Source organism: Acinetobacter towneri DSM 14962 = CIP 107472 (assembly GCF_000368785.1).
GTDB classification, from domain to species: domain Bacteria; phylum Pseudomonadota; class Gammaproteobacteria; order Pseudomonadales; family Moraxellaceae; genus Acinetobacter; species Acinetobacter towneri.
On the sequence record NZ_KB849691.1, the window covers coordinates 49,753 to 73,199 of the forward strand.

Here is a 23,447-nt window from a genome sequence, read left to right on the forward strand (position 1 = left end):
AATCAAAACCACAGCAACAAGATTGATCCAATATCAATCGCGTTTATTCAATGGCACGTAGACATTTCATCCTGAAACATGCGCCTTGTTCTTGTTCTACATAGCTCAGCTTGGCTTGATTCGCCTCGCAAAAACTATGCGATAGATACAATCCTAAACCAGTTCCATTGATTTCGGTACTGAAAAATGGCTGGAACAGATAGAGGAGATCTTGACTGGCGACACCTGCACCAAAATCCCGCACATCAATATAAATATAAGTTGTTTGCGGGTAGACCGTAATCTCAATGGGCTGCTGTGCAGCATTGTGTCGAATGGCGTTACGAATCAGGTTAATCAGCACTTGGCGAAACTGTGATTCATCAAACTGGATGCTCAGTGGTTCGGTCAGTGTAAGCTGAATTTGACTCGCTGCATCAGGTAAATCTTCCTGAATGAATTGTGGCAAAAATTGATTGAGCTGAATCGCGACAGGCGTGGTTTGTTTATTTTTGACCATACTCAGCGTGTCGTGAATAATCTTATCAATCCGTGTCGCTTGTTTACTGATCATGTCCGACAGCAATTGTTGCTGTGCAGCATCACTGCCTGTAAATAAATTGTTGGCTTGTACAATGGCTGCCAACGGGTTGCGAATTTCGTGCGCAATACTGGCAGAGAGTTGTCCTAAGGCGGCTAATTTGAGTTGCTGGACTTGCTGATTGATTTTACGTCCATCCTGCAGCGCCAATAACGTCAGCGTTTGATGTGGCACTTTGAGTTTTTGTACCTGAATATGCACATGAAAATGACTCAGTTGCGACTCGAATTGAAACTTCTCGCCATCTTGTAACTGATCAAATTTGAACAGATCAAATAAATCGGGCTGAATTTTATACAATGGATAGGTCGCGTGCGCATATTTAGGATGAATCCCCAACAGATGACAGGCTGCAGGGTTGCTGAGGACGACATAGCAATTTTCATCTAAAACCAAATAGCCCATTTCGGTTTGTTCTAAAATATAACGGTTGATATTTTGTAGGCGGTTTAATTCCAAAGATTGCGAAAAATTTAGATTTTCTAAAATTTGGAAACGCCGTACTGCAATACGTCCACTGCCATAAACCACCCAAAATAAAAATGCCAATAGCGCACTTTGACCAATATTATTTAGCGATGAAAAGTCAAGCAAACTCCCAACAAAGTGTTGGTAAATCACCATAATCATCGCGATGAGGGTAATGGCTAAGGCTTTACGCTTTTGCAGCAAGAGTGATGCTGCAAAAATCGTGATCGCAAACAGCAGACTTAAATATAAATTAGGGCCATCGCTGGCAAAAGTCAGGCTACTCAGCGCGATAATATCGACTGCAAAAAACAGGGTCAGTTGTTGCGTGCTTTTAAAAGGAATATATTTATAGCTGATCAGTTGCAGGCAGCTAAAAATAAAATAGCAGACCAAGGTGTATAGATATAAACCCGGGTGCTGATATTGTGTGCCAAGCTGCTGAAAGGTGAGTAGGGTAATCAGCAGCAAACAAAAGGCAATCAGCAGTCGGTAAGTACCATACCACATGCCAAGATGATACTGATTTAACTCAGAATGTTGTTTTAAATCTGGCATATCGTAAAGGTCTTATTTGTGCATCAACAGCGTTGAAAATTTAGGGTTTAATCAGTCCATAACGAATGGCAAGGTGAGTCAGTTTGACATCACTATCAATATTTAATTTTTCAAAAATACGGTAACGATAGGTATTTACGGTTTTTACACTGACAAACAACTTATCGGCAATTTCCTGTGCGCTAATACAATTCACCACCATCATCGCCACTTGCATTTCACGTTCTGAAAGACTATCAAAAGGCGATTGTTGTGTGTCAGATAAGTATGAACTTGCCAGTTGTTCGGCAATGTCGGCACTGAAGTATTTACCGCCCTGCATGACTTTTTTAATGGCACGTACCATTTCACTGACAGGTGCGCCTTTGGTGATATAGCCTTTTGCACCTGCTTTCAGCAATAAAGAAGGGTAGGGTTCTTCTGCCAAACCACTCACCGCCAAGACCTTAGTGTCTGGTGCAGTTTGCAATAGACGACGTGTGGTTTCTACGCCTCCAATCCCAGGCATGTTCACATCTAACAACACCACATTGGGATGATGCTGACGCACTAAGGTAATCGCTTCTTCACCCGATTCAGCTTGTCCAATCACCTGCACATCGGCATGGTCTTCGAGCATACGGCAAATCCCAGTACGTACCAATTCATGATCGTCGACTACTAAAACTGTGATCACCTACACTCTCCCTTTGAAAAAATCATCTTTTTTGTTACATAAAGCAAAATTAGCTTGCAATGAAACGACAAAATTAGCAATGCTATTCTTAATCTAGAATGAAAAGTTCTGCACAATATGGTGTCAAAAACGATTCATTGTTGTATTTTTAAATGTAAGGCATATTTGAGGTAATACGCAAATGTATCTTACCTCCCTGAGTTGAGTAAGCAGTCGTGAAAAATTCTAAGAAGTCGTTCATGCATGTGCTGGTCGCATCTATGATGTTCAGCCTAAGTTCTGTCAGTTTTGCTGAACTTGTCATCAATCCTTCCTCTGGGAGCGACGGTCAGGCGACCTTAAGTTGGTCTTCGGAGCAAGCCGATCAATTCTTAAATGGTGATCTGGAAAGTACCAGTGCGAGCGCTCAGGCTGCGCCAGAGAGCTATGTTGCTGAACCTACTCCGCCAGGTTCAACGAAAATTACCACTACAGTGCGTAGTAGCAATGGTGTTGCACCTGCTTCCACTGCGCCTAAAACAGTCCGTATTTTAGATACCTCTGCTTATAGCAACCAACCATCAGTTAATGCACGTGCGGCTTTGGTGATGGATGCGCAAACAGGTGAAGTGCTGTATAGCAAAAATACCAATGTGGCATTACCTATTGCATCTGTGACCAAGGTGATGACTGCCGTGGTGACTTCTGATGCACGTTTGAATATGTCTGAACAAATCACTTTGCAATCGATTGATTTTGCAGGTGCAGCAGGTAAAAACTCAAGCTCAACTTTGCGTGTGGGCGACAAGTTAAACCGTGCCGAAGCGTTACTGTTTGCATTAATGAAATCTGAAAATCCTGCAGCAGCAGCGTTGGCACGTACTTATCCAGGTGGGAAAAATGCCTTTGTAGCCGCAATGAATGCTAAAGCGCGTGAATTGGGCATGCATTCTACCCGTTTTACCGAAGCAACAGGCTTAGACCCACGTAATGTATCTTCTGCGCGTGATTTGGGTATTTTGGTCAGCACCGCTTCGCAATATGGTTTGATTCGCCAATTCTCAACCACGCCAACCTATGACTTTAACTTGGGTTATCGTGTTTTAAAATCTAACAATACCAATGCACTGGTACGTAATGGTGGTTGGAATATTAATCTGTCTAAAACAGGCTATATCAATGAAGCAGGGCGTTGTGTGGTGATGCATACCACTTTGAATAACCGTCCTGCAGTGGTGGTGCTTTTGGGTGCAGATACTTCACAAGCACGTACCAATGATGCAACTCGCTTAATGAGTTGGGCAAGCCAGTTACCTAAACGTATTTAAGAGCACATTCAGCTTGGAGCGTTGAGTTATCAATCGTATGACTCAACTTCCGTTAAAGTTGCATGATTCCACATACAAAAAAACCTGCTAATGCAGGTTTTTTTGATCACGATTCAAAACTTACATGTTTGAAAGGATAGAGTCTTTTACTTGTTGCATTGTAGCATCAATAGAGAGCATCACCGCATCTGCACATTGTTTCATTGCAGTGTCAGGATCTTTCAGACCGTTACCTGTTACGGTACATACAATCACAGAACCTTCTTTGATTTTACCTGCTTTGATGTCGCGCATTGCACCACCAATAGACGCAGCAGATGCAGGCTCAACAAATACGCCTTCATACATTGAAAGCATGCGCTGTGCTTCTAAGATTTCAGCATCAGTTAGCTCATCAAACCAACCTTCTGAATCGCGTACAACGGCTTTGGCATGGTTCCAGCTTTGTGGGTTACCAATACGAATTGCAGTTGCAACAGTTTCAGGGTTTTCTACAGGCGCACCACGTAAGAATGGTGCAGCGCCAGACGCTTGATAACCCACCATGATTGGGCGGCCTTCAGGGTTTGGACCTGTGAATTTGTCCGTTGCTGCGTCATAGACCACTTGCTCGAATTGATCGGCAGATTGGTTGGCAACCGCTTCGGTATAACCCATCCAGTGTGCAGTAATGTTGCCTGCGTTACCTACAGGTAAGCAGTGGTAATCTGGTGCACGACCTAACTCATCTACAATTTCATACGCAATGGTCTTTTGACCTTGTAGGCGGTAAGGGTTGATCGAGTTCACAATGGTCACAGGTGCTTGGTCAGCAACTTCTTTAACTAGACGCATACCATCGTCAAAGTTACCGCGGATTTGCATGGTGATGGCACCGTACATCATCGCTTGTGCCATTTTACCCATGGCAATTTTGCCTTCAGGAATTAAAACGAATGCTTTGATGCCTGCACGTGCAGCATAGGCAGCAGCAGCAGCAGAAGTATTACCTGTAGATGCACAGATAATGGCTTTTGAACCTTCTTCAACTGCTTTAGTAACTGCCATGGTCATACCACGGTCTTTAAATGAACCTGTCGGGTTTAAGCCTTCATACTTCACATAAATTTCAACATCTTTACCAATAATGCGTGGAATATTCTCAAGCTTAATCAGTGGCGTGTTTCCTTCGCCTAGAGAGATTGCACGTGTGGTTGCAGACACTGGTAAACGGTCACGATAACGGTCAACTAAACCAGTATAACGATTGGCATTCGACATGATGATGTTCCAATTGTGTGTAGAGCTTGGCAAGGGGAAATACTCCCCTCCACCCGATTAATTATCAAGCGATTCTAAACGAATTCGTACAATTTCGCCATGAATGGTTGGCAATGCTTGAATTTGTTGTAACGCTTCATCCATTTTTGATTCTAGGACTGGGTCAGTCAGAATCACGATAGGAATAAGGTCTTTTAAGCGTGATTGCTGCATGATGGCATCAATACTGATTCCCGCGCGGCTTAAAATAGTGGTCACATCAGCAAGTACGCCAGTTTGGTCTTCGGCATTAATGCGAATGTAGTAACCCGTGGTCATTTCTTCACGGCTTAAAATTGGCAAGTCGGTTAAGGCTTCAAATGCCAATTGCGGAATTGTACCTGCGCCATCTTCGGTATAAGAAATGTCACGGACAATATCAACGACATCTGCAACTACTGCAGAGGCTGTTGGGCCTGCACCTGCACCTGCGCCATAATAGAGCGTTGGACCAACCGCATTGGCTTGTACCAAGACCGCGTTTTTCACGCCATTAACATTGGCAATCAATTCTTCTTCAGGAATTAAAGTTGGGTGAACACGCAATTCAATACCTTTATCGGTACGACGGGCAATCCCCAAGTGTTTGATGCGGAAACCGAGTTCTTCGGCATATTTCACATCTTGTGCGGTCACTTTGCCAATACCTTCGGTAAAGACTTTGTCAAACTGTAGTGGAATACCAAATGCACATGAAGCCAAAATAGTCAGTTTGTGTGCAGCATCAATACCTTCGACGTCAAAAGTCGGATCGGCTTCGGCATAGCCTAACTCTTGCGCTTCTTTCAGTACGTCTTCAAATGCACGACCTTTTTCACGCATTTCACTTAAAATGAAGTTGCCTGTACCGTTGATGATGCCTGCCAACCATTCAATTTTGTTGGCAGCCAAACCTTCACGGATGACTTTAATAATTGGAATACCACCTGCAACCGCAGCTTCATAGGCAATTTGTACGGCATTGTCTTCAGCTGCTTTAAATAGCTCATTGCCGTGTTCTGCAAGTAGGGCTTTGTTGGCTGTCACTACTTGTTTGCCGTGCTTCATGGCTTCCATGATCACGTCATAAGCAGGGTGAATACCGCCCATCACTTCAACCACCACGTCTACATCGGGTTGACGGACAATGTCCATCAAGTCGGAGCTTTGCTTGACCGATTCAGGCAAGTTTAGGTCAGGACGCGGACGACGTGTTCCCACATAAGTGATTTCAATTTCACGACCGGTGCGACGTCTAATCTCAGCAGCATTTTCTTTTAATAGTTTAAGGGCACCACCACCCACAGTACCAAGACCGAGGATTGCCAGACGAACTGGTTTCACGTCACACTCCATATTTTAATAACTTTAAGCAAGCCTAGATCATAGCTAAAAAAACGCGCTGACTCTAGGGCAGATCTCACTTATCTTCACAGTATAAAAAAAAGTAAAATAACGCATAAAAAATCGTTATTTATATTGGCTTCATAGATGCTACGTCTTGGTGTATTGGGATGATGCAGCATCCACAGATCCGCTATTTTTATTTGTCTAAGCGCTTGATCAATTCAGCGGTAGACAGATAGCCGCCTAAATATACGCCTTCGGCATTATAAATCGCAGGTGTGCCATTGACGCCCATATTTAAGCCCAATTGATACTGAGCACGAACAGGGTTTTTACAGTTGGCAGGTGCAATTTGTGCGCCATTCATGACCTGATTAAAGGCAGCGTGACGATCTTCGCTACACCAAATTGCTTCCATAGCAGGCATGTGCTGTTCACCACGCGGCCAAGCAATGTAACGGACTTCAATGCCTTTACCATTCATTTCATCCATTTGTTCATGTAGACGATGGCAATATGGACAGCTGACATCGGTAAATACATAAATGACGTGTTTGGTTTTGCCTTTGGCAGGGAATACCAATAAATCTTCCTGTTTTAATTCAGCAAAAATTTTCTTGTTCACGCCTGCTTGCAGGTTTTCACTGACGTTATGTAGTTCTTTGTCACCTAAACGGATCACATCGCCCTGAATAATGTATTTGCCATCACTGGTGGCATAGACCGATGACATGCCTTCAAGACTCACCCAAAATAAATTTGGAACTTCAGTGGCTTTAATGTCGGTAATTTTGGCGTTGATACCTGCAGTTTTAAAATGTTGCTGCAAGGTTGTACTTAAACGCTGTTGTGCATTGCGTTCAATTAGGGTTGATGCTTCACCCGTTGCAGGCGCACTGGCGGTGAGTGTGGTTTGCTTTTTATCTTCATTGTTTGCATTTGAACATGCGGTGATTGCAAAAGCACTTGCCAGTGAACAGGCAATCAAAAGTGTCGAGCGGGTAAATGTCATAAACAACCCTTTCTTGTTGGCATAAAAAATAGAGCGTTAGCATAACAAAAAATATTCGTGATCGTTAGGGGCTGTTGCCATTTCATAAATGGCTTACGTTCATAGATGAAGTGTCAACAGACCCTATGCTTCTACGTCGTTTTTGTTTTTTTAAGCCCGTGGATGATGCTGGGCATGCAATTGCTGCATACGGATTTGTGCGACGTGGGTGTAGATTTGTGTGGTGGATAAATCACTGTGCCCGAGCAGCATTTGTACCACGCGTAAATCTGCCCCATGATTGAGTAAGTGTGTGGCAAAGGCATGTCTTAACGTGTGTGGCGATAACTCGGCTTGAATGCCTGCTTGCAGGGCATAGCGTTTAATGGCATACCAAAAATTTTGTCGGCTCATAATGCCGCCATGCACCGTTAAAAATAGATAATCGGTAGCACTTTTATACAGTTGCGGACGCGACTCGGTTAAATATTTTTCTATCCATTCACAAGCGACTTGTCCCATAGGCACCAAACGCTCTTTATTGCCTTTACCTACAATTCGTAAATAGCCTTGTTTTAGGTTGATTAATTCTAAACGTAAATTCAGCAATTCCGTCACTCGTAAACCGCAAGCATATAAGACTTCAAGCATGGCACGATCTCGTAATCCGAGTGCAGTGTTGATGTCAGGAGCGTGAATTAAGGCTTCAACATCGGCTTCAGATAAATCTTTGGGTAAGGCACGACCTAATTTTGGGGTTTTATGCGCAGCAACAGGGTTGTCAGAGCGCAGTTTGTGCTCTCTTAAAAATTTATAAAAAGAACGTAGTGCAGACAGGCAGCGTGCAATAGAGCGGGGGCTTTTTTGTTGTTTGGTGAGTTCGATGAGTACATCTGAAATATCGTCATGATTCCATTCAGGCATGGGTTTGCTGACATAGTCACTGCATTGAATTAAATCGGACAGATAGGCATTGCGGGTATGCGGGCTGACACTTTGCGCGATTAAATCGTTGCGATAGCCTTCCAAAAAGCTCAAAGCTTCTGGAATTTGTATTGCAGCAGGAATACGAGGTTTTTTGTTCAGCATAGGAATCACAGACGAAATCACAAAATTAATTGAGAAATTCGATAATAAGCAGCGTTATTTTCTACTCTAATCCAATTCAGCAAGGCTGTCGATGTGATATAAAGCATTTAAATGTAAGTCGACCTTATTTGTTAATTGTTCTCATTTGCATGTTATAATGTGCAAAATGGTATAGGAATTTCACGGTGCGTTTGTCAGAACTTAAAGCAAAACAAACAGCCATCATCCGTCAGGTATTACGTACTGCCGATGGTGGAACATCCCTTAGTGACTTAGTGGCAAACCGCTTAGAAACACTGGGTTTTGTGCCAGGTACGCAGGTGCAGGTGATTACCAAAGGTATTTTTGGTGGTGATCCAATCTTGATTCAAGTGGGATTTACCCGTTTTGCTTTGCGCAAAGTAGAAGCTGAACGCATTGAAATTGAACAAGGGGTGTCTGCATGAGCGATGCCTTACGTATCGCACTTGTAGGGAATCCAAACTGCGGTAAAACATCTTTATTTAACCATTTGACAGGGACACGTCAAAAAGTCGGCAACTACGCAGGCGTGACCGTGGAGCGTAAAGTCGGGCAATTTACCTTGCCTTCAGGGCAGGCGGTGCGGGTGCTGGATTTGCCTGGAACCTATAGTTTAGAAGCCACCAGTCCCGACGAAGCTATTACTCGAGATGTTGTACAAGGCAAAATAGACGAAGAAGGTCAGCAAGATGCCTTTCTTTGTGTCGTGGATACCACCAACCTGAAATTGCATTTGGGCTTGGTTTTGGAAATGATTGCACTGGGTCGTCCGATTTTGTTGGTACTCAACATGATGGATGAAGCACGTCGTCGTGGCATGCAAATCAACACGCAAAAATTGTCTGAGCGTTTGGGTGTACCTGTGGTGGAAACCGTGGCAGTGCGTGATTCAGGTATTCAAAACTTAATGCATGCCTTAGATCAGGGTAAATTTGCTGTTCCGCAGACAGAATTGACAGGCTTAACCGGCAGTCAGCATCAACGGATTCAAACCATTTTGCATGATGTGGTGCACTTTGTAGATCAAGAAGACAAACGCTCCGACTTCCTCGATAAAATCTTTTTACATCCTGTATTCGGCTTAGTCAGCCTTGCGGTGATGATGTTTGTTGTCTTCCAAGCGGTATTTGCTTGGGCTGCACCGTTTATGGATGGCATCGAAAGTTTATTTGGCTGGCTAGGCGAAGTGATTGGCGAAAACATTAGCCATCCCTTGCTAAACAGCTTGATTGTGGATGGCATTATTGCGGGCGCAGGCGGTGTAGTGGTGTTCTTGCCGCAAATTTTAATTCTGTTCCTGTTTATTTTAATTTTGGAAGAATCGGGCTATTTGCCACGTGCCGCATTCTTGCTCGATAAGCTGATGTTTAGCGCAGGTTTGAGTGGTCGTGCCTTTATTCCATTGCTGTCTAGTTTTGCCTGTGCAGTGCCAGGCATTATGGCAACGCGTAGTATTGCTGACCCACGTGATCGTTTAACCACGATTATGGTTGCACCGTTAATGACCTGTTCTGCGCGCTTGCCTGTATATGCCTTACTCATCGCAGCATTCATTCCCAATCAAACCGTATGGGGCATGTTTAATTTACAAGGTCTGGTCTTATTTGGTCTGTATATGGCGGGCATTGTGAGTGCCTTGGGCGTATCTTTTGTGCTTAAATTTTTACAAAAAGATAAATCTGAGCATGTCTTGTTGATGGAGTTGCCTAGCTACCGTTTTCCAGACCTAAAAAGTGTTTGGATTGGTTTACTAGATCGCGCCAAAATTTTCTTAAAGCGTGTCGGTGGCATTATTTTTGCACTGTCGATTTTATTGTGGTTCTTGTGTACGTTCCCGCAACCGCCTGAAGGCGCGACCATGCCTGCAATTGACTATAGTTTTGCAGGGATGCTGGGGCATGTATTACAGCCAATTTTTGCTCCTGTGGGCTTTAACTGGCAGATCGTGATTGCCTTGATTCCTGCGATGGCAGCGCGTGAAGTGGTGGTGGCTGCATTAGGCACAGTCTATGCCTTATCTGCAGTGGATGAAGATGCCATGTCCCAAGGTTTGGCTGCTTTAATTAGTGGTGGTGGTGAACTGGGCTGGTCATTGGCAACGGGTTTATCGTTATTGGTGTGGTTTATTTATGCACCGCATTGTTTGGCAACTTTAGCAACGGTAAAACGCGAAACAGGATCATGGCGTACGGTCAGTATTATGACCTGCTATCTATTTGGTTTGGCTTATTTCATGTCATTCCTGACTTATCAAACGGCATCGTATTTGTTGGGTTAAGGCACATGCCTGACCTACAGGAGTAGATGAACATGGTTGAAATTTTAATTGTTGCTGCATTGGTACTGTGGAGTGCTGTAGTAGTCTTTAAAAAAGTCTTTCCCAAGACTTCTGGCGCAGTTTTTCTAAAACTCTCCAATTTCTGTACTGAAAAAGGCTGGCATGGCTTGGCCAAATGGCTAAAACCTGCAGCCGCGGCAGGCTGTGGCGGCAGTTGTGGTTGTGATTCTCAAGATCAACCCGCAGAAAAGAAAGTTGAAGTTCAAGCGGTGAAGTGGAAATAGGCTTGTTTATTCACTTTAGCAATATTCTTTTTAAAAACCGTCTGCAATATGACGGTTTTTTTACGCACTGACACAAAAAAACTGCAGGAACTGCAAACAGAAAAAGCATTCAAAACAGCAAAGTGCTACTATTTTGTCTGTTTCAAAATTAGCGCACAAAATGGGGCAAAAATGTTAATACAACGTGGTGGATTAAAAGTCGTTGCAGGACTTGGTATTTCTGGTGTTGCAGCCGTTAATTTTTTACATCATCAGGGTTACCGCGTTGCTGTGACAGATTCTCGCCCCACACCCCCAGGGCATGACCAAATTCCTGCCGAAGTGGAAACCCGTTTTGGTCAGTTTGATCAGGATTTATTGTTGTCTGCAGAAGAAATTGTGATTAGCCCAGGGCTAGATCCAAAACTCCCTGAAATTCAGGCTGCGATGGCGCAGGGCATTCCTGTGGTGAGTGAAATTCAGATTTTACGTCGTGCGACCGACAAACCTATTGTGGCAATTACAGGGTCTAATGCGAAAAGTACCGTTACCACACTGATTGGTTTAATGGCAGAGCAGGCAGGCAAAAAAGTCGCGGTAGGTGGCAATTTGGGACGCCCTGCGCTGGATCTGATCAAAGATGATCCTGAACTGTATATTTTAGAACTCTCCAGTTTTCAGCTAGAAACCACCTCGAATTTAAATGCAGAAGTAGCGGTAGTGCTGAACATGAGTGAAGACCATTTAGACCGTCATGGCGATATGCTCGGTTATCACACCGCCAAACATCGTATTTTTCAGGGTGTGAAAAAAGTGGTGTTTAACCGTGATGATGCTTTGAGTCGTCCGTTGGTGCCAGATCAGACTCCTATGCAAAGTTTTGGCTTAAATGCGCCTGACCTAAACCAATACGGCTTATTAAAAGATGATGATGGCAGCATGTGGTTGGCACGTGGGCGTGAGCGTTTATTAAAAAGCACCGAGATGTATATTCAAGGCACACACAATATTGCTAATGCATTAGCGTGTTTGGCATTGGGTGAAGCCATTGGTTTATCTATGCACAGCATGCTGGAAACGCTGAAAACCTTTAAAGGTTTGGAGCATCGTTGTGAATTCGTCAAAGAATTACATGGGGTGCGTTATTATAATGACTCCAAAGGAACCAACATCGGTGCAACTTTGGCAGCTTTAGATGGCTTGGGTGCAGCAATTCAGGCACAAGGCGGTAAGGTTGCGATTATTTTAGGTGGGCAAGGCAAAGGGCAGGACTTCACTGCGCTACGCCAATCATTGCAACAATATGCCAAACTGGCAGTGTTGATTGGTGAGGATGCTACGAAAATTGAAACAGCAGTTGCGGGAACAACCCAACTCTTAACTGCAGATACCTTGCAACAAGCAGTTGAAATCTGCCAACAACATACACAAGCGCATGATGTGGTGTTATTGTCACCTGCATGTGCAAGTTTTGATATGTTCTCGGGCTATCCAGAACGTGGTCACAAGTTCGTTGCTTATGTCAACGCACTGGTATAACAACAATAAGGTGTGAGATATGGCTGGCTTTGCTCAGACAACAATCAATAAACTCAATCAGGTCTATGAGCGCTGGTTACCCAAACTGCCAGCGGAAGTGAATGTACGCAATGTACTGATTTTTAGCGTACTGGCGCTGTTATGTATTGGTTCAATCATGGTGGCATCGGCTTCTATGCCTTATGCCGAGCGCATGCATGAAAATGCCTTTCACTATGTATTGCGTCATGGCATTTCTATTGTGGTGGCATTAATCGCTGCCGTGATTGCCTATAGAGTGCCGCTGAATACCTGGTTTAACAACACCTTCTTTCTGTGGATTGTGACCATTGCCTTGTTGGCTGCAGTGTTGCTGGTGGGTACTGAAGTCAATGGTTCTAAACGCTGGATTCGGGTCGCAGGTTTTACCCTGCAAGCTTCCGAAGTCGCTAAAGTGATGATGGCCATTTTTACTGCTGACTATGTGGTGCGCCGTGCCGAAGAAGTGCGTAATAACATTAAAGGTCTGATTCGTCTTGCAGTGATTATGGCAGTCACGGTAGGTTTGGTGATTGCAGAGCCTGACTTGGGGGCGACCGTGGTGATTGCCTTGACCATGTTAGGGGTCTTCTTTTTAGCTGGTGCGCCATTAATTCAGTTTGGTATTGCCTTTGGCGCGATTATTGCCGCCTTTGTGTTTTTGGTGGTATTTGAGCCTTATCGTTTTGAGCGTTTAATGTCGTTCTCAAACCCGTGGAATGACCCTTTGGGTGTCGGTTATCAGTTGTCTAACGCCTTAATGGCATTTGGACGCGGTGAATGGGCAGGCGTAGGCCTGGGGCATAGTATCCAGAAAATGTCCTATTTACCTGAAGCACATACGGACTTTATGTTGGCTGTCTTAGGTGAAGAGTTTGGCTTTTTAGGCATTTTTGTGGTGTTGAGCTTGTCTTTTGCTATGCTGATTGCCTGCATTAAAATTGGTCATCGCGCCCTGAAAAACCAGTACTTACGTGCAGGATATTTGGCTTATGGCATCAGCATTATCTTCTTATTACAGATTATGGTGAATGCAGGCATGAATATGGGTATGTTGCCTACCAAAGGTTTGACTCTACCTTTTATTAGTTATGGTGGTTCATCGTTAATTATGTGTGCAGTGATGGTGAGTTTGATTCTGAAAATTGAAGCCAGCACGCATGAGATTAACCCTAGCCGTGAAGAATCCAGCTTCTAGAATTTATCCTTCTATTTCGCTTCTGGCTGAGCATGGTGCAAGACCATGCTTGGCATGACTGTTCCGCAGTGTAAGCACTTGACTGTAGTATTTTTTTGTTTAGACATAGGAAACAAGGGAATAAAAAATAAGGAAAAATATTGTCGTTGCTGTCTGAGTTCATAGCTACTGCGAGTGCGGCAAACGGGGCAGCTAAATTGACTTTTCTCGACCACTTTGGTTTTCGGTCCAACACCAAAAATAAAAACATGACACAACCTCAAATGATCCATTTCAATTTGAGCATAACTGAATTTTAAATTTTATAAATAATAGCCGTGTAAAGCTGTGCCTGCAGGAATACGTGAAAGATCCCATTGCTGAATGGCTTGCGTAAGCATGCGTGCAGGGGTGTCTAATTCGACAGTGGCTTGATTTAAGGCAGTTAAAGCGGCTTGTAGCAGCTTCGGTGCTTGGGCTAAATCTAAAGCTTGTGCCAAGTTCTGTTTAGACAGTTTTTGCCCTTGTGCATTCATGGCTAAAGGCAGGTGCGTGTAGCTGAGTTTAGGGTAGCCTAACAGTTGCCCCAAATAGATTTGCCGTGCGGTGTTGTCGAGTAAATCTGCGCCGCGAACCACATGGGTAATGCCTTGCAAATAATCATCCACCACCACTGCCAGTTGATAATTGATAATGCCATCACGCCGTTTTAGGACAAAATCGCCCAAGTCCTGCGCAAGGTTGGAACATTGTTTGTCTTGCAGGCGGTCTTGAAAGCAAATCTCTTGGTCTGTGACTTTGACTCGAATCGCTTGATTGGCAAAATCTAAACCTAAATTGCGGCAAGTCCCTGCATAAATATGATTGGAGCCAAGCATTTTGCGGGTGCATTGACAGGCATAGACCAAGTCGCGTTGCTGCAATTGTTGCAACACGGCTGCATAGAGATCGAGGCGATCTTTCTGGAAAATAATTTCGGCATCCGGCTCAAATTGAAAGGCATCAATACAACGCAAGATATGATTTTCACTGCCAGGGTAAATGCGTGGGATGTCAGTATCTTCAATACGTACCAGCCAAGTGCCGTGCTGGGCTTTGGCATCGCAATAACTGGCAACGGCAGTAATGAGAGAGCCAAAATGCAAAGGGCCGGTTGGCGATGGCGCAAACCGACCTGAGTAGCGCGTCAGCGAAATATGATCTCGCTGCTGCGCATGGGGAGCATGCTCCGCTAAAGAATTTTCAACAGTCACAATTAACCGTTATTTTGCTTCTCTTTGATCTCTGCCAAAGTTTTGCAGTCAATACATAGCGTTGCTGTTGGACGTGCTTCTAAACGACGCAGACCAATTTCGATACCACAAGTTTCACAGAAACCATAGTCATCGTTTTTAATCGCTTCAATGGATTGTTCAATTTTACGAATCAATTTACGTTCACGGTCACGGGTACGTAATTCAATCGCAAATTCTTCTTCTTGTGTCGCGCGGTCATTCACATCAGGCAAAGCGGTATTTTCGTCTTGCATGGTGTTGAGTGTACGATCTACTTCTGACATTAACTCTTCTTTCCACGCCATTAAAATTTGACGGAAATGTTCGAGTTGTCCTTCAGACATGTATTCTTCATTCTTTTTCGGCTGATAAGGTGCAATACCAAATAAGCTAGCTGTAGAACCACCCTCTAAAGCCTTTGGCTTTGCCTTACGCACGCGTTTTGTAGCTTTTTCTTCTACAAGATCTGTTTGTTCGTCCAAGACTTGATTTTGGTTGTCATTCGCCATGTAGGGCATTCCTCATCATATGCGTAAGATTCATACGCGAAAAATATGGTGATATGCAAGTGTTTTTATCCACTCCCTCAGAAAGAATTCTCTCTTCGGGGGACGTCATCATATAGACTTTTTTTGATTATGGATAGTCTTTGATGTTTGGATGTGTTATCGCATTTTTTCGTTGAAGGCATAAAGTAAAGCAAAAAAAATAAAATGGAAAGTTAATAACCTGAAATTTCAAAATTTATTTGTTGTGTGACATGCTCAACCCGATGCACTTGGGTGCTAAAACTGCCATCTGCATTCAAATGTAACACACGGTAACCTGGTGCCTCAGGCCCAAGCGCAAAGTGCTGGCTATGTGGTTTAAATTGCACGCAGGTCGAAGGCGTAGAGTAAAATTGAATCCCTTGCCATTCATTTAATGAGTCTTGATGCACATGCCCACACAGCACCAATTTGACATTGTTGTGGCGTGCCAATACATCAATTAAGGCTTCGGTATTTTTAAGTTTGTGCTGATCTATCCAGTGCGATTGCATATCAAAAGGATGGTGATGACAGGCAATAATCACCTGCTGCTGCGCATGTTGCTGTAAAAGCTGATCTAACTGCTGTAATTGTGCTGCGTCCATCCAGCCATCAATCCGACCTTTAACCGCAGTATTCAGTAAAATGACACTCCAATTGCCCAACTCAATTGCATGAACTTGATTGGACTGTAAATGGAATGGAAAAACCGCGGCATCATCATGATTGCCCGGAATCTGGAAATGCGGCGTATTCAAAGTCTGCATAAACTGCAAATAACGCTGATAGGTTTCAGCAACAGGGATTTGTGCTAAATCGCCTGTATGGAAAATAGCATCGAGCTGCGGATATTGCTGTTGAATATCGTGCATTACCGCGTGAAAGCTGCGTTCAGGATTCATGTGCACAAACTCTAAATCTTCCTGATTCATGAGGTGCGTATCTGAAATTTGTACAATTGTCCAGCGTTGCTGGTGATTGTTTGAGAATAAAGTCATGCCTGACCCCTTAGACATCCTTCACGGTTTTAATTTGTTGTTGTAACCATTGCAATGCCATGATGACAGGTGCGTTTTTTAGCCGACCATTGGTCAGCAAGTTTGGAATTTCCTGATAATCAAGAATGTGTAATTGAATATTCTCTCCTTCATCTGGCATACCAAACACGCCACCTTCCTGTGGTAACGTGGTGCTCGCACTATATAAGTGGAACAATTCTGCGCATGCACCCGCAGATGGATAAAAACTGAATAAATGTTGTAATTCTTTTAATTCACAGCCCGATTCTTCCAAAGCTTCACGACGAATGCAACTTTCAGGTGATTCATTGCCATCTAGCACGCCTGCAATCACTTCGAGTTGCCAAGGCGAGTCGCAATCATCAATTGCACCAATACGGAATTGTTCAATCAGGGCAAATTTTTGTTGTGGTGCATCATAAATGAGTACCCCAGCCGCTTCAGGGCGTTGAATGAGTTCACGCTGAAGGACTGGGGTATATGTAGTTTGATTAAACAAGCGATGGCTCAGGCTGACTTTTTCAACCTGAATAAAACCACGATACAGGTATTCACGTTGGTGAATCTGTGCATCGTGTTGTCCATAAGTTGCTTGTTGAATAATCTTCATAAATTCTCATCAGGATGAGCAAAGCATAATTTCATCCTAACTGAGATTTTATTGAATACAAACGCTTTTTAAACAAATTAGAGCTTATGGTATAATTTTTGACCATGTTCCTGATAAGCGGTTTTCATGGCTTTGAGACCTGATTCTACCTCTGCATCTACTTGCTCTGTTTTGTTCGCAGCATTTTGATTTTGTGCATAATCTCTCACATTTTGCGTGATTTTCATGGAGCAGAACTTCGGTCCGCACATTGAACAGAAGTGTGCAGACTTATGCGCTTCTTTGGGCATGGTTTCATCATGCATGCTGCGTGCGGTGTCTGGGTCAAGGCTTAGGTTGAACTGATCTTCCCAACGGAATTCAAAACGTGCTTTAGATAAGGCATTGTCACGTGCTTGCGCGCCCGGATGTCCTTTGGCAAGGTCGGCCGCGTGGGCTGCAATCTTATAGGTGATGATGCCATCTTTGACGTCTTTTTTGTTTGGTAAGCCTAAGTGTTCTTTAGGTGTCACATAGCACAGCATCGCTGTACCGTACCAGCCAATCATCGCTGCACCAATTGCAGAAGTAATATGGTCATAACCTGGTGCAATATCCGTGGTTAATGGGCCGAGTGTATAGAATGGTGCTTCTTTACAGACTTCAAGTTGCAAGTCCATATTTTCTTTGACCATGTGCATTGGTACGTGCCCCGGGCCTTCAATCATCACTTGCACCTCATGTTCCCAAGCGCGGTGAGTCAATTCACCCAAAGTTCGCAGTTCGCTGAATTGTGCTTCATCGTTGGCATCTTGAATACAACCCGGACGTAAACCATCACCTAAGCTGAACGATACATCGTAAGCTTTCATGATTTCGCAGATTTCATCAAAGTGTGTGTAAAGGAAGTTTTCTTCATGATGCGCCAAACACCACTGTGCCATGATTGAACCACCACGTGACACAATGCCTGTTAAGCGGTTAGCCGTGAGGGGTACATAACGCAATAACACACCTGCGTGAATGGTGAAGTAATCCACCCCTTGCTCTGCCTGTTCAATCAGGGTGTCTTTAAAAATTTCCCAAGTGAGGTCTTCGGCAATGCCGTTTACTTTTTCTAGTGCCTGATAAATAGGTACAGTACCAATTGGCACAGGCGAGTTGCGGATAATCCATTCACGGGTTTCATGGATGTTTTTACCTGTCGATAAATCCATGATGGTATCTGCGCCCCAACGGGTCGCCCAAGTCATTTTCGCGACTTCTTCATCAATACTTGAACCCAGTGCCGAGTTACCAATATTGGCATTGATTTTGACCAAGAAGTTGCGACCAATAATCATTGGCTCACATTCTGGGTGGTTAATGTTGGCAGGAATAATTGCACGGCCTTCAGCCACTTCCTGACGTACAAATTCAGGCGTGATTTCAGTTAAGTTTTTAGCCCCAAAGTTTTGCCCTGGATGCTGACGCATATCGACACCTTCGCGTTGGCGTTGGTTTTCACGAATGGCGATATATTCCATTTCAGGGGTAATGATGCCTTGTTTGGCATAGTGCATTTGGGTGACGTTTTTACCCGCTTTGGCACGACGCGGCTTTTGAATATGGGCAAAACGGATCTCTGCAGTACGAATATCGCGTAAACGCTCTTGACCAAATGCCGAGCTAAGGGTTTCTAGTTTTTCGGTGTCTTGGCGCTCTTCAATCCAGCTGTCGCGGATGTTCGGCAAGCCTTTGTTCAGATTAATTTCAACATTTGGATCGGTATATACACCTGAAGTGTCATACACCATGAGCGGCGGATTGTGCTCACCGTCTAAACCTGTTGGAGTGTCAGTCAGTTCAATTTCACGCATTGGCACCTGAATGTCTGGGCGTGAGCCTTGGATATAGACTTTTTTCGATGCAGGTAAAATGCGGGTTAAATCTTTGGCATCTTGCTCGTGTTGAGCAGAAATATCAGCAGGGGATAGATTCGTTAATTGGTTCATTGCAATGATCCTGAAGAATGAAATCAACGAATCAAGCACGACCAAAAACAAGGGCAAACTGATCTGTTTTGAACAAGGGAACAATTTGGGTGCTATGTTTTTAGATGGGCTTGATTCCTACGCAGGTTTTAACCTGATCAGGTTCAACGGTACTTGGGTTTACAGCTTGGTTTGCAGATTTTAGGCTACAAACTCAGCATGGACACAATCTCAGCGAGGCATTACTCGCGCTCCGTCAAGCTGTATAAATAGTAGCACGTTGTTGGTATAAAAGCAGGCTTCGCGCGGCTTTTATTCTTTGATGCCTAATGACAAGTATTTGAGCTTTAAGCGACTTTGGATAATTAGCGAGTAATACAAACGGCATCACTAAAACAATCGCGTTTTGCATGGATGGAGATGTTCTTTAAATTTAAATATTGATGCAACTGTGCATGTACTAAAGCATCATCGCCATATTCACGCTGTTCACGTGCAGTGGGCTGTGCTGCAATTTCAGTGAGTCGTTGTTCACTGCTCATGTGTAAAAAGGCAAGGAATTTACGCGCTTGCTGTGCTAAGGGAGATTTTTGCAACTTTGCCAGTTTTTTAATTTCAAATAATACGGCAGGTTGGATACTGTATTCATCGACATAATCCTGAGAAACAGGACTGTTGACTGTGCCTTTAAACAGCAGCAAGGCATACACTTCGGCTAGATAACGTGCATCCCGTATAAAGTGACTTTTAGGATAACGCTGCACGTAATCTTCCCAAAATAAGGCGCGTTCTGCCAAATCGGCAGCATCAAGGGTGAGTCCACCATCACGCAAGCTGTGCTGCATATTGTCATTGGCCATTCTTTCAATAAAAATCTGCTCGGCATCGGGCATGTAAGGCGCAAAAATAATGGCTAAGTATTGTGGGCTACGACGATAAACCAACTGTGCTTCACCTGCATCGTATAGCTCTAAATAGGCTTGTCCCTTATGTTTCAATAAATATTGATCACGCAAGGCAAAGTTTTCAAAATGACTTTGCTGAATGGTCGGATGCTGCGCCATATCAAAAGCATGTTGATCAAAAGCAGCTTGTTCTGCAGCGCTGCGTTCTACATGCAAAAAGCGTTGATACATTTGGGTCGAAAGATTGAGCAAATTTAATTGCTCATTCAAAGGCAGCAAGGGTAGGCAGACTTTTAAATCCTGATTAATTTGTTCTAGCGCAAACGTGGTGCGGGTATTGTCAATTTGCTGCATATTGTGCTGAATATTTTCACACATTTGGGTCAAATCCACAGGCTCGCTGGCACTGGCCTGTACCTTTGGTGGTTCAGCTACGGGAGGTGTATCTGAATTTTGGCAGGCGAGCAAATACAGACAACTGCCAAGCAGTAGGGCAAGTTTACTGGCGCGAAGAAATTTAACCATTACAGCAATTCAACATGAGTATTCATTCATCATCTAGTGCCTTCATTTAGGCACTATGGATTCCAAAAATTCAAAATGAGTCATTCATACCAAAATTCTAAATTTAAAATATCCGCTGTGAGGCACACGGTTTTAGAAGCTTGGGTCGAAGGACGAGGGGAGAGCTTGCATTGTAAAGTCAAAGCCACGGAGTAAATTGTAGTATTCTGCTAGAGTTTGGTTACATGCCTGTGAGTAAGTACCACTTTATGCAGCGATTGTTAGCACGTGTATGGCTTTGCTTAATTATTGCAATGAATTGAAATAATATGAAAAATTATCAAAATTAATGAAAATCATACGAAAAAAATGCAAATTCGCTTTAGTATGGGCGGTGTAAAAATACATTGCAGTAGGATTGACGAAATTACAGAGTGGGTTGATCGAAAAATAATGAAAAAAATGATGTTAGTGACATGCTTATGTTGGATGAGTTCAAGCGCTTTTGCTTTGGATTTAATGCAAGCCTATCAGCGTGCTCAAAATAGCGATCCGACTTGGCGCGCACAGCAATTACAATATCAGGCCGATCAATTAAATTTAGGGCTTGCGCAAGGCAATTTACTGCCAACTGTGACTCTGTCGGGCAATATCACCCGTAAAAGTCAGGAAATGAGTCGAGTCAATATTGCCAGTTCCTCGCCAGAGCTTTTAAGCAGTTCATCTTCAACTTCACGTCAAGTCGCGTTAACAGCACGTCAGCCTTTATTTCGTTGGGATGCTTGGCAAGCCCTGAAACAAGTCAAAACCTCGTTAAGCCTGAGTGAAGTCACCTTACGTTTACAACAACAGCAACATATTTTGAATGTATCAGAAGCGTATTTTAATGTGCTGAGACAGCAGTCTTTAACAACAGCATATTTACAAGAAGAAAAAGCTTTGTTGGAACAGCTCAATATGATGAATGCCAAACTGCGTGAAGGTTTGGTGGCTAAAAGTGAAGTCAGTGAAGCCAATGCGCAATATCAAAATGCACGAGCGAACAGGATTGGAACACATGTGCAGTTGGTTTTGGCACAAGAGCAGTTGGCACAATTGATTGGGCCATATCAAGAAAGTTTGGCAGTTTTGCGAGATGACTTTCAATTTCAAAAACCTGTGCCTGAAAGTTTAGAGGCATGGTCGCAATTGGCACAAACTCAAAATTTGGCTATTCAACAGGCACGTTTGCAGCGACAATATGCCGAAGATGCACGTCGGGTTGAACAAGCAGCACGTTATCCGCAGGTAGAAGCTGTGGGCAGTTATGGTTATGCCAAACAAAGCCCTGAAAGTATTATGTCGCCCGATGGTCAGTTCGACCAGGTCGGGATTGAAATGAACTGGAATGTGTTTAGCGGTGGGCGGGTCAATAAAAATGTGCAAAAATCAGTGGTTTTGGTACAAAAATCTGAAGCCGAGCTAGATGCAGCAATCCGTAAAGCCAATACCGATGTGAAACAGGCATATTTACAAGTCGAAACTGATCAAGCCAAATTGCAGGCGCGACAGGCTGCAATGAATTCAGCAGATTTAGTGGCACGAGCATCCAAAGCGCAATATCAGGAAGGTTTAAAAACCATGGTGGATGTACTGTTGGCACAGCGTAACGCCTTTTCTGCCAAGCAGGATTATCTCAATGCACAGTATGACTATTTGAAGCATGTGTTACAGTTGAAAGCAGCCGTTGGGCAATTGACTGAACAAGATGTACAGGAAATGAATGCTTGGTTGATTCAGAAAGCCTTATAAAATCATTTTGTCATCTGTATAAGGTATGTTGTATAAAGACAGAAACGATCAGACTTGAGAGTTTGGTGAGAAAATGTCATAAAAACGTCATCATTGCTGTGCTTTAATATTCAATCATTGCGTCAGTCTATCCTTTTGTTGTGGAGTGTATTCCTTGAGTACGAATAATCCTGTGTTAAGTCACCATATTTCTTCTCAGTTCAATGAAGATTTGCAGGATGTAAATACCAAATTTATGGCCATGGGTGGTTTGGTAGAGCAGCAGGTTGCCAACTCGATTCACGCACTCTTGGATACCGATGCAGCCTTGGCGGTAGAAGTTCAGTTCCAAGACAATGTTGTCAATCGCATGGAAACCGAAATTGATGAAGCCTTAACGTTGATTTTGGCGCGTCGTCATCCAGCCGCAATTGATTTGCGTATGGTGATTGCCATGTCTAAAGCCAATACTGACTTAGAGCGTATTGGTGATGAAGCTGCAAAAATTGCCCGTATTGCCCAAAACTTATGTGAAGAAGGTGGTTCGCCACGCGGCTATATGGAAACACGTCATATTGGTAACCAAGTGCGCGTCATGATTCACGATGCACTCGATGCTTTTGCGCGTTTAGATGTCGATCAAGCACTGCGTGTTTTACTTGCCGATGCCGATATTGACCGTGAATATCAATCTGCAACACGTACTCTTATGACGTATATGATTGAAGATCCGCGTCATATTTCACGTGTGATTAATGTGATGTGGGTGTTACGTTCATTAGAGCGTATTGGTGACCACGCACGAAATATTTCAGAACAAGTGATTTATATGGTCAAAGGTTTTGACGTACGTCATACCAGCGTCAAAGAAATTGAAGAAAAAGTACAGGAACGCTAAGTTCAGCTTTTTTTGAATATTCAGCCTCATCTAATGATGGGGCTTTTTTTTATGGCTTGAATGAGTCTTTTTGATTTTTGCTGATCTTTAAGATTTTGAAATAACCTGAATTTTGGATAAAAAAAATCTCAGACTTTGGGGGAAATCTGAGATTGAAATCGGGGATATTTATTATAGTGAGAGATAATTGCTTATCTCCTTGAAAATAAGTATAGGGAAATCACACTCAAGAATCATGTGGTTTATTGTAGTGGAATGTAGCGTTTTATATACAAATGTATTTTTAAATTACATTATTACTAACCCCAGTTACGGATAAGCCAAAGATTTAATCACATGAATTTTAGGCTTATTCTTTTGGCAAAGTTGATACGCACATAGTGAAGAAAATACGC

Annotated in this window: 21 protein-coding genes and 1 riboswitch; of the genes, 8 read left to right on the forward strand and 13 right to left on the reverse strand. The window is 43.4% G+C overall.

All coding sequences use genetic code 11. The features are described 5' to 3' along the window. Window positions 1-43: 43 nt before the first annotated feature. Window positions 44-1,606 (reverse strand): sensor histidine kinase, encoded by a 1,563-nt coding sequence (locus tag F947_RS11145; RefSeq protein ID WP_004975700.1) that lies wholly within the window; start codon window positions 1,604-1,606, stop codon window positions 44-46. Window positions 1,607-1,646: 40 nt separating this feature from the next. Then, the gene (gene gacA / locus F947_RS11150) at window positions 1,647-2,282 is read right to left on the reverse strand and encodes a response regulator transcription factor GacA (protein WP_004975702.1); all 636 of its coding nucleotides are present in this window, start codon (window positions 2,280-2,282) and stop codon (window positions 1,647-1,649) included. Window positions 2,283-2,497: 215 nt separating this feature from the next. On the opposite strand from gacA, the gene F947_RS11155 reads away from it, so the two are divergent. Next, window positions 2,498-3,589: a serine hydrolase family protein gene (locus tag F947_RS11155; protein ID WP_131260992.1), complete on the forward strand. Its 1,092-nt coding sequence runs from the start codon at window positions 2,498-2,500 to the stop codon at window positions 3,587-3,589. A gap of 120 nt (window positions 3,590-3,709) precedes the next feature. Here the strand turns inward: F947_RS11155 and thrC are convergent, their stop codons facing one another. The 4 genes from thrC to xerD form a co-directional block, all read right to left on the reverse strand. Further along, entirely contained in the window at window positions 3,710-4,849 is a 1,140-nt protein-coding gene (gene thrC / locus F947_RS11160; protein WP_004975706.1) for a threonine synthase, read from the reverse strand. Window positions 4,850-4,906: 57 nt separating this feature from the next. Then, window positions 4,907-6,211 (reverse strand): homoserine dehydrogenase, encoded by a 1,305-nt coding sequence (locus tag F947_RS11165; RefSeq protein ID WP_004975708.1) that lies wholly within the window; start codon window positions 6,209-6,211, stop codon window positions 4,907-4,909. Between the two features lie 199 nt (window positions 6,212-6,410). Then, on the reverse strand, window positions 6,411-7,226 hold the full coding sequence (locus tag F947_RS11170) for a DsbC family protein (protein WP_004975709.1): 816 nt from the start codon (window positions 7,224-7,226) through the stop codon (window positions 6,411-6,413). Between the two features lie 150 nt (window positions 7,227-7,376). After that, entirely contained in the window at window positions 7,377-8,294 is a 918-nt protein-coding gene (gene xerD, locus F947_RS11175; RefSeq protein ID WP_004975712.1) for a site-specific tyrosine recombinase XerD, read from the reverse strand. Window positions 8,295-8,479: 185 nt separating this feature from the next. Between xerD and F947_RS11180 the strand changes: the two genes are divergently transcribed. The 5 genes from F947_RS11180 (at window position 8,480) to ftsW (ending at window position 13,611) form a co-directional block, all read left to right on the forward strand. Continuing rightward, the gene (locus F947_RS11180; protein WP_004975713.1) at window positions 8,480-8,740 is read left to right on the forward strand and encodes a FeoA family protein; all 261 of its coding nucleotides are present in this window, start codon (window positions 8,480-8,482) and stop codon (window positions 8,738-8,740) included. Beyond that, window positions 8,737-10,593 carry a ferrous iron transporter B gene (gene feoB / locus F947_RS11185; protein WP_004975715.1) on the forward strand — a complete coding sequence of 619 codons (1,857 nt, stop codon included), beginning with the start codon at window positions 8,737-8,739 and terminating at the stop codon, window positions 10,591-10,593. The genes F947_RS11180 and feoB overlap by 4 nt, the downstream gene beginning before the upstream one ends. Before the next feature lie 32 nt (window positions 10,594-10,625). After that, complete coding sequence (locus tag F947_RS11190; protein WP_004975717.1) at window positions 10,626-10,877, forward strand: DUF6587 family protein; 252 nt, start codon at window positions 10,626-10,628, stop codon at window positions 10,875-10,877. 171 nt (window positions 10,878-11,048) lie between these two features. After that, window positions 11,049-12,395 (forward strand): UDP-N-acetylmuramoyl-L-alanine--D-glutamate ligase, encoded by a 1,347-nt coding sequence (gene murD, locus F947_RS11195; RefSeq protein WP_026438396.1) that lies wholly within the window; start codon window positions 11,049-11,051, stop codon window positions 12,393-12,395. Between the two features lie 19 nt (window positions 12,396-12,414). Further along, window positions 12,415-13,611 (forward strand): putative lipid II flippase FtsW, encoded by a 1,197-nt coding sequence (gene ftsW / locus F947_RS11200; protein ID WP_004975720.1) that lies wholly within the window; start codon window positions 12,415-12,417, stop codon window positions 13,609-13,611. Window positions 13,612-13,622: 11 nt separating this feature from the next. Here ftsW and F947_RS14390 read toward each other — a convergent pair whose 3' ends face one another. From F947_RS14390 to F947_RS11235, 7 genes are all read right to left on the reverse strand, one after another. Then, a complete protein-coding gene (locus tag F947_RS14390) occupies window positions 13,623-13,883 on the reverse strand; it encodes a zinc-ribbon domain-containing protein (RefSeq protein WP_081402481.1) in 261 nt (86 codons plus the stop codon). Between the two features lie 30 nt (window positions 13,884-13,913). Next, the gene (gene gluQRS, locus F947_RS11205) at window positions 13,914-14,843 is read right to left on the reverse strand and encodes a tRNA glutamyl-Q(34) synthetase GluQRS (RefSeq protein ID WP_004975723.1); all 930 of its coding nucleotides are present in this window, start codon (window positions 14,841-14,843) and stop codon (window positions 13,914-13,916) included. Window positions 14,844-14,845: 2 nt separating this feature from the next. After that, a complete protein-coding gene (gene dksA, locus F947_RS11210) occupies window positions 14,846-15,373 on the reverse strand; it encodes an RNA polymerase-binding protein DksA (protein ID WP_004975725.1) in 528 nt (175 codons plus the stop codon). A 212-nt stretch (window positions 15,374-15,585) separates the two neighbouring features. Next, complete coding sequence (gene cpdA, locus F947_RS11215; RefSeq protein WP_004975727.1) at window positions 15,586-16,392, reverse strand: 3',5'-cyclic-AMP phosphodiesterase; 807 nt, start codon at window positions 16,390-16,392, stop codon at window positions 15,586-15,588. 10 nt (window positions 16,393-16,402) lie between these two features. Further along, a complete protein-coding gene (locus tag F947_RS11220; protein WP_004975729.1) occupies window positions 16,403-17,023 on the reverse strand; it encodes an NUDIX domain-containing protein in 621 nt (206 codons plus the stop codon). Between the two features lie 77 nt (window positions 17,024-17,100). Beyond that, window positions 17,101-18,996: a phosphomethylpyrimidine synthase ThiC gene (gene thiC / locus F947_RS11225; protein WP_004975730.1), complete on the reverse strand. Its 1,896-nt coding sequence runs from the start codon at window positions 18,994-18,996 to the stop codon at window positions 17,101-17,103. A gap of 97 nt (window positions 18,997-19,093) precedes the next feature. Next, a riboswitch (TPP riboswitch) is annotated at window positions 19,094-19,241 on the reverse strand. A gap of 99 nt (window positions 19,242-19,340) precedes the next feature. After that, window positions 19,341-20,405 carry a hypothetical protein gene (locus tag F947_RS11235; protein ID WP_004975731.1) on the reverse strand — a complete coding sequence of 355 codons (1,065 nt, stop codon included), beginning with the start codon at window positions 20,403-20,405 and terminating at the stop codon, window positions 19,341-19,343. Window positions 20,406-20,837: 432 nt separating this feature from the next. Between F947_RS11235 and abuO the strand changes: the two genes are divergently transcribed. Further along, the gene (gene abuO / locus F947_RS11240; RefSeq protein ID WP_026438398.1) at window positions 20,838-22,175 is read left to right on the forward strand and encodes a multidrug efflux outer membrane protein AbuO; all 1,338 of its coding nucleotides are present in this window, start codon (window positions 20,838-20,840) and stop codon (window positions 22,173-22,175) included. A gap of 154 nt (window positions 22,176-22,329) precedes the next feature. Further along, the gene (gene phoU, locus F947_RS11245) at window positions 22,330-23,052 is read left to right on the forward strand and encodes a phosphate signaling complex protein PhoU (protein ID WP_004975736.1); all 723 of its coding nucleotides are present in this window, start codon (window positions 22,330-22,332) and stop codon (window positions 23,050-23,052) included. Window positions 23,053-23,447: the final 395 nt, after the last annotated feature.

What these genes read in the sequence shown, in the direction of transcription:
- thrC (WP_004975706.1), bottom strand. Translation starts at nt 4,849, where the DNA reads ATGTCGAATGCCAATCGTTATACTGGTTTAGTTGACCGTTATCGTGAC.
- ftsW (WP_004975720.1), top strand. Translation starts at nt 12,415, where the DNA reads ATGGCTGGCTTTGCTCAGACAACAATCAATAAACTCAATCAGGTCTAT.
- feoB (WP_004975715.1), top strand. Translation starts at nt 8,737, where the DNA reads ATGAGCGATGCCTTACGTATCGCACTTGTAGGGAATCCAAACTGCGGT.
- F947_RS11220 (WP_004975729.1), bottom strand. Translation starts at nt 17,023, where the DNA reads ATGAAGATTATTCAACAAGCAACTTATGGACAACACGATGCACAGATT.
- F947_RS11170 (WP_004975709.1), bottom strand. Translation starts at nt 7,226, where the DNA reads ATGACATTTACCCGCTCGACACTTTTGATTGCCTGTTCACTGGCAAGT.
- xerD (WP_004975712.1), bottom strand. Translation starts at nt 8,294, where the DNA reads ATGCTGAACAAAAAACCTCGTATTCCTGCTGCAATACAAATTCCAGAA.
- thiC (WP_004975730.1), bottom strand. Translation starts at nt 18,996, where the DNA reads ATGAACCAATTAACGAATCTATCCCCTGCTGATATTTCTGCTCAACAC.
- cpdA (WP_004975727.1), bottom strand. Translation starts at nt 16,392, where the DNA reads ATGACTTTATTCTCAAACAATCACCAGCAACGCTGGACAATTGTACAA.
- F947_RS14390 (WP_081402481.1), bottom strand. Translation starts at nt 13,883, where the DNA reads ATGGATCATTTGAGGTTGTGTCATGTTTTTATTTTTGGTGTTGGACCG.
- F947_RS11235 (WP_004975731.1), bottom strand. Translation starts at nt 20,405, where the DNA reads ATGGTTAAATTTCTTCGCGCCAGTAAACTTGCCCTACTGCTTGGCAGT.
- dksA (WP_004975725.1), bottom strand. Translation starts at nt 15,373, where the DNA reads ATGGCGAATGACAACCAAAATCAAGTCTTGGACGAACAAACAGATCTT.
- F947_RS11145 (WP_004975700.1), bottom strand. Translation starts at nt 1,606, where the DNA reads ATGCCAGATTTAAAACAACATTCTGAGTTAAATCAGTATCATCTTGGC.
- abuO (WP_026438398.1), top strand. Translation starts at nt 20,838, where the DNA reads ATGAAAAAAATGATGTTAGTGACATGCTTATGTTGGATGAGTTCAAGC.
- murD (WP_026438396.1), top strand. Translation starts at nt 11,049, where the DNA reads ATGTTAATACAACGTGGTGGATTAAAAGTCGTTGCAGGACTTGGTATT.
- F947_RS11190 (WP_004975717.1), top strand. Translation starts at nt 10,626, where the DNA reads ATGGTTGAAATTTTAATTGTTGCTGCATTGGTACTGTGGAGTGCTGTA.